Source organism: Streptomyces sp. NPDC002309 (assembly GCF_053593375.1).
In genome coordinates, this window is record NZ_JBSFCI010000038.1 from 58,420 (window position 1) to 64,617 (window position 6,198).

The 6,198-nt window shown below is 68.9% G+C and carries 5 protein-coding genes; 4 read left to right on the top strand and 1 reads right to left on the bottom strand.

Annotated features, from left to right (window positions below; translation table 11 throughout):
• Positions 1–56 precede the first annotated feature (56 nt).
• From ACWCPM_RS27690 to ACWCPM_RS27700, 3 genes are all read left to right on the top strand, one after another.
• A complete protein-coding gene (locus tag ACWCPM_RS27690; RefSeq protein WP_450978969.1) occupies positions 57–1,034 on the top strand; it encodes a cation diffusion facilitator family transporter in 978 nt (325 codons plus the stop codon).
• A 435-nt stretch (positions 1,035–1,469) separates the two neighbouring features.
• A complete protein-coding gene (gene ahcY / locus ACWCPM_RS27695) occupies positions 1,470–2,927 on the top strand; it encodes an adenosylhomocysteinase (RefSeq protein ID WP_450978970.1) in 1,458 nt (485 codons plus the stop codon).
• Positions 2,928–3,117: 190 nt separating this feature from the next.
• Positions 3,118–3,732 (top strand): hypothetical protein, encoded by a 615-nt coding sequence (locus ACWCPM_RS27700; protein WP_450978971.1) that lies wholly within the window; start codon positions 3,118–3,120, stop codon positions 3,730–3,732.
• Positions 3,733–3,762: 30 nt separating this feature from the next.
• On the opposite strand, the gene ACWCPM_RS27705 is transcribed toward ACWCPM_RS27700, so the two are convergent.
• Positions 3,763–4,707 (bottom strand): RDD family protein, encoded by a 945-nt coding sequence (locus tag ACWCPM_RS27705; RefSeq protein WP_450978972.1) that lies wholly within the window; start codon positions 4,705–4,707, stop codon positions 3,763–3,765.
• A gap of 131 nt (positions 4,708–4,838) precedes the next feature.
• Between ACWCPM_RS27705 and ACWCPM_RS27710 the strand changes: the two genes are divergently transcribed.
• Positions 4,839–5,846 (top strand): stage II sporulation protein M, encoded by a 1,008-nt coding sequence (locus ACWCPM_RS27710; RefSeq protein WP_450978973.1) that lies wholly within the window; start codon positions 4,839–4,841, stop codon positions 5,844–5,846.
• Positions 5,847–6,198: the final 352 nt, after the last annotated feature.

Genomic DNA, 6,198 nt, shown 5'->3' on the forward strand with positions numbered 1-6,198 from the left:
AACCCGCTAACGGGCCAGGCCCTGGTGGACGGCGTACGAAGGGACAACGCGAACACATGAGCGCGTCAGGCGGCACCAAAGCGATTGTGGCGGCACTGCTCGCCAATCTCTCTATCGCGGTAGCGAAGTTCGTGGCGTTCCTCTTCAGTGGCTCGTCGTCGATGCTGGCCGAGTCGGTGCACTCGCTCGCCGACTCCGGCAACCAGGGCCTGCTGCTGGTCGGCGGCAAGAAGGCCCAGCGCGAGGCGACCCCGCAACACCCGTTCGGCTACGGCCGCGAGCGCTACATCTACGCCTTCCTCGTCTCGATCGTCCTCTTCTCCGTCGGTGGCATGTTCGCCATCTACGAGGGCTACGAGAAGATCAAGGACCCGCACGAGATCGAGCACTGGTACTGGCCGGTGGGCGTGCTGATCTTCGCGATCATCGCCGAGACCTTCTCCTTCCGGACTGCCATCAAGGAGTCCAACGCCCTGCGAGGCAGCAAGTCCTGGAAGGAGTTCGTCCGTCACGCCAAGGCGCCCGAGCTCCCGGTCGTCCTCCTGGAGGACCTCGGCGCCCTGGTCGGCCTGATCCTCGCCCTCGGCGGCGTGGGCCTCGCCCTGCTCACCGGCGACGGCGTCTGGGACGGCATCGGCACCCTGTGCATCGGCGTCCTGCTCATCCTGATCGCGCTCGTCCTGGCCGCGGAGACCAAGTCGCTGCTGCTCGGCGAGGCGGCCGGAATCGAGGACGTCAAGAAGATCGAGGCGTCGATCGTCGACGGCACCACCGTCACCGGCATCATCCACATGCGCACGCTGCACCTCGGCCCCGAGGAGGTGCTGGTCGCCGCCAAGATCGCCGTGCGCCACGACAACACGGCCGCCGAGGTCGCCGCCGCCATCGACGCCGCCGAGGCCCGCATCCGCGAGGCCGTCCCGATCGCCCGCGTCATCTACCTGGAGCCGGACATCTACAGCGAGGCGGAAGCCACCGAGGGCGCGGAGCCGGAAGCCTCCCCGGGCGGTCCGAGCCAGACCACGGGACACTGACCTCCTTCGCTCTCCCACGTCCGGGGGCCCGCCGATTCGTCATTCGTTCGGCGGGCCCCCGGACGCTTGTGAGCCCCGGGCCAGGCCGGCTACTGCGCGAACGGGATTCCCCCACACCCCCACCACTCCGACGCCGGGCCGTAGCCGCCGTTACGACGGTGCGTGGCCGACAGTGACCATGTGCCGTTTTCGGCGTGAATTGTTCGCAGGCGGACTGGGGGCGGATCGGCCGCCCGGTGTAGCTTGGGACGGAGTCAGACGTCGCTGCTGATGGCGGTCGGGCGGTCCCCAGCGGACCGGCCGAGGGAGAGAGGGCCTCCGACGGACTGCGTTGCGCGCACGTGTATGCCCGCGTGCTCTTCGGGCACCCCTGTGTCCGCCGCCGCGCAGAACAGTCGTACCCACCTCGACCCACACCACCGAGGAGCAGCCCGCATGACCACTGTCGAGAACCGACAGGACTTCAAGGTCGCCGACCTCTCCCTTGCCGTGTTCGGCCGCAAGGAGATCACCCTCGCCGAGCACGAGATGCCGGGCCTGATGGCGATCCGCAACGAGTACGCCGAGGCGCAGCCCCTCGCCGGCGCCCGGATCACCGGCTCCCTGCACATGACCGTGCAGACCGCCGTCCTCATCGAGACCCTCGCCGCCCTGGGCGCGGACGTCCGCTGGGCGTCCTGCAACATCTTCTCCACCCAGGACCACGCGGCCGCCGCCATCGCCGTCGGCCCGAACGGCACCCCGGACAACCCCCAGGGCATCCCGGTCTTCGCCTGGAAGGGCGAGACCCTCGAGGAGTACTGGTGGTGCACGGAGCAGGCCCTGACCTGGCCGAACACGCCCACCGGCGGCCCGAACATGATCCTGGACGACGGCGGCGACGCCACCCTCCTGGTGCACAAGGGCGTCGAGTACGAGAAGGACGGCAAGGTCCCCTCGCCCGACACCGCCGAGTCCGACGAGCACCGCGTCATCCTCGAACTGCTCACCCGCACGGTCGGCGAGAGCCCGCAGAAGTGGACCCAGCTGGCGTCCGAGATCCGCGGCGTGACCGAGGAGACCACGACCGGCGTCCACCGTCTCTACGAGATGCACCGCGACGGCACCCTCCTGTTCCCGGCGATCAACGTCAACGACGCGGTCACCAAGTCGAAGTTCGACAACAAGTACGGCTGCCGCCACTCCCTGATCGACGGCATCAACCGCGCGACGGACGTGCTCATCGGCGGCAAGACCGCCGTCGTCTGCGGCTACGGCGACGTGGGCAAGGGCTGCGCGGAGTCCCTGCGCGGCCAGGGCGCCCGCGTGATCATCACCGAGATCGACCCGATCTGCGCCCTGCAGGCGGCGATGGACGGCTACCAGGTCACGACGCTCGACGAGGTCGTCGACAAGGCCGACATCTTCGTCACCACGACGGGCAACAAGGACATCATCATGGCCTCGGACATGGCCAAGATGAAGCACCAGGCGATCGTCGGCAACATCGGCCACTTCGACAACGAGATCGACATGGCCGGCCTCGCCAAGATCCCCGGCATCGTCAAGGACGAGGTCAAGCCGCAGGTCCACACGTGGACCTTCGAGGACGGCAAGGTCCTCATCGTGCTGTCCGAGGGCCGCCTGCTGAACCTGGGCAACGCGACCGGCCACCCGTCGTTCGTCATGTCCAACTCGTTCGCGGACCAGACCCTGGCCCAGATCGAGCTGTTCACCAAGCCCGACGAGTACCCGACCGACGTCTACGTGCTGCCCAAGCACCTCGACGAGAAGGTCGCCCGTCTCCACCTCGACGCGCTCGGCGTGAAGCTGACCACGCTCCGCCCCGAGCAGGCCGACTACATCGGTGTCGAGGTCCAGGGCCCGTACAAGCCGGACCACTACCGCTACTGAGCGTTGTTCGCAGCAGGCCCCCGCTGAGCTGCCCGCCCGTGCACTGACGAGCAGCTCAGCAGCGGGTCGTCCGAGGCAGGCCCCCGCACCCCCGTGCCGGGGGCCTGCCTCTTTGGCCGTGCCCTGCCGCGCCGGCTGTCACCGACCGGTCGCGGCGAACCGGACCACCCCGTCACACCCCAGGACCCCCATGCCCCGCGGCCGCTATTCGCTCCACGATCCGCACGATCACACCCCCCTCGCAGACGAGCACTTCCACTGCGCCCCCGGGCCGTCCGGCTGGCGCTATGTCTCCCAGCTGACCGCCCCCTCCGGCGATCACCGCGGCTCCGTCGACCTCGCCCTCGACGAACTGGGCCGCCCCATCCGGCTCGAACTCCACGCCGCGGGCTGGCAGGTGCGCGGCGCCGCCCTCGACGGCGTCACCTGGGTCCGTACCGACCCCACCGGCACCGATGCCACGGAAGGCAACGTGGGCGCCCACGCTTTCACCGGCACTTCCCCCGCGTTCCTCATCGCCACCACCCGTCTGCTGCGCCTCACCCCTTCCGACTCCGCGACCCGCGTACGCCTGGTCGCTTTCACGGATCCGGTCCTCGCTCCGCGCACCGTGGACCAGTCCTGGGCTCTGCTGAGAAGAGAAGCACACGGCACTGACAACGGCTCTCTGATCGTGGATGAGTACCAGGTCACGGCTCTGGACACGGGCGAGCAGCACCTCGTGCACATTGCCGGGGACGTGGTCCTCGCGGCGCCCGGCGTCGAGTTGGAGGACCTGGAGTCCCCACCGTCCGTCTTTCCCTGAGCGGTGCGTCGCCGGAGGTGCGGTGACGGTCTAGGCGGGCGGCGCGAAGCCGGTCGACGGGCCATCCGTGTCCGCCGACGGAGGATCGATCGGGGGATACCCGGAGTGGGCGGGATCGGCGGGACTTGCGGGATGGGCGGAGTAGGCGGGGGAGGGGTACCCGCCAGGCGCTGCCTTGCCGCGCCCGTGCCCACCTGCGCCACCACCAGGCCCCGGGGTATGGGCGTCGTTCGCGTGGGCGCGCCGAATCTCCCGCGCCTGCCGCTCCTGCACCACCGCGGCCAGGTAGGCGGCGGGCGGTATCCCCTGCGGCACCGGGGTTCCCGTCCGCTCGGCGAGGTCGGCGGCGAGACGTCCGGCCATGGCCCCACCGACCTGGGGGTCCAGCTGCTGCATGCGGGTGAGGTACTGCCGTATCGCCAGCCACAGCCCATCAGGGACCGCCGACAGGTCGAGACCTGAGAAACGCCCGGCCAGCCACGGAGGCGGCGGCGGCACGAAACGCGTCCGGGCAGCGGGAATCCGTTCTCGCACGACGAGAGTCCCGGCGAACACATCCCCCAGCCGGCGCCCGCGCTCCGACACGAGCGAAGCGATGCACGCGACGATCCCGAACGTCAGCAGGATCTCGACGACACCGATCGCACCTCTGACCAGCGCGTGCCGGAACCGGATGGGTCCGCCGTCGTCGCGTACCACGCGGAGCCCGAACGCCATCTTCCCCAGCGACCGCCCGTGGCTGAGCGTCTCGACGGCGATCGGCGCACCCACCAGAACCAGCAGGAACGTCGCGATGGACACCGCGATCCGCGCCGCTTCGTCGAGGGAGGCCGTGGAGATCACCAGGACCACGGTCACGATCACATACGCGGCAACGGCCACCACCAGATCGAGCAGGACGGCCAGCGCCCTGCTGGGCAGCCTCGCAGGGCGCAACTCCAGCGCCACCGCCTCACCCGTCACCAGCTCACTCACGCCCGCCGTCCTTCCCCTGGCCTGCCCCCGTAACGGTCAGTCTGCCAAGCTGAGGGCACTGAGCATCGCAGTACGACAAGCTGATGCTCACGACGGGCCCGCCGACGAGCAGCCGAGGAGCAGGCACACCGATGGACCTCGACGTCTTCGTCTCCGCCCACCGAGCGGAATGGGACCGCCTGGAGGACCTGCTCCGGCGCCAGCGCCGGCTCTCCGGCGCGGAGACGGACGAACTCGTCGCGCTCTATCAGCGCACTGCCACTCATCTTTCCCTGATCCAGTCCAGCGCACCCGATCCCCAGCTGACGGCTCGCCTCAGCCAACTGGTCGCACGCGCGCGGAGTGCGATCACAGGCACTCGACGGGCCTCATGGCGCGATGTCACCCGCTTCCTCGCCCACGGCTTCCCGGCCGCCGTCTACCGAGCGCGCCACTGGTGGGTTCCCACCGCGCTCCTGTCGACACTCGTCGCGGCGCTCCTCGGCTGGTGGATCGGAGTGCACCCCGAAGTCCAGGCCACCATCGCGGCGCCCAGCGAACTGCGTGAGCTCACGCGCCCCGGCGGCCAGTACGAGAGCTACTACTCCACCCACCCGGCAGCGTCCTTCGCGGCCCAGGTCTGGACGAACAACGCCCAGGCCGCCGCCATGTGCCTGGTCTTCGGAGTGTTCCTCGGCCTGCCCGTCCTGTGGATCCTCTTCCAGAACATGCTCAACCTCGGCATCGGCTTCGGCCTCATGTCCTCGGCGGGCCGACTCGACACCTTCCTCGGCCTGGTACTCCCGCACGGCCTGTTGGAACTGACCGCGGTCTTCGTGGCCGCCGGCACGGGACTGCGCCTCGGCTGGACAGTCATCGACCCAGGACCACGCACACGCAGGCAGGCTCTCGCCGAGGAGGGCCGAGCCGCCGTCGGCATGGCGATCGGCCTGGCCCTCGTCCTCTTCGTCGCTGGCGCCATCGAAGGCTTCGTCACCCCGTCGGGCCTGCCGACCTGGGCCCGCATCGGCATCGGAGTCGTCGCCGAAGTCGTCTTCCTCGCCTATGTCTACGTACTCGGACGGCGAGCCGCCGAGTACGGCGAAACGGGTGACGTGGACGCGGCCGAGCGAAGCGCCACGGTGCCGACCGCCGCCTGATGTGCGGACAGGCCCGCGGGACTGCTAGTCTCCTCTTCGCCCCACAGGAGCCGTTGACACGGAGCAGGTGGGGAGGTAGATTCAAACAGTTGCCTGGACTGGACTTGATCCGGTCGGCACCTTGAGAATCTATTCGCTTCTTGGAGCAACAGTTTTCGAGAAGCTACCCCCGATTAATCGGAACGGATGGCCGGTCAGTCCGGCTCGAAACTTCTGATAAAGTCGGAACCGCCGGAAAGGGAAACGCGAAAGCGAGAACCTGGAAAGCACCGAGGAAATCGGGTCGAGAAAAGATCTGATAGAGTCGGAAACGCAAGACCGAAGGGAAGCGCCCGGAGGAAAGCCGCGAGAG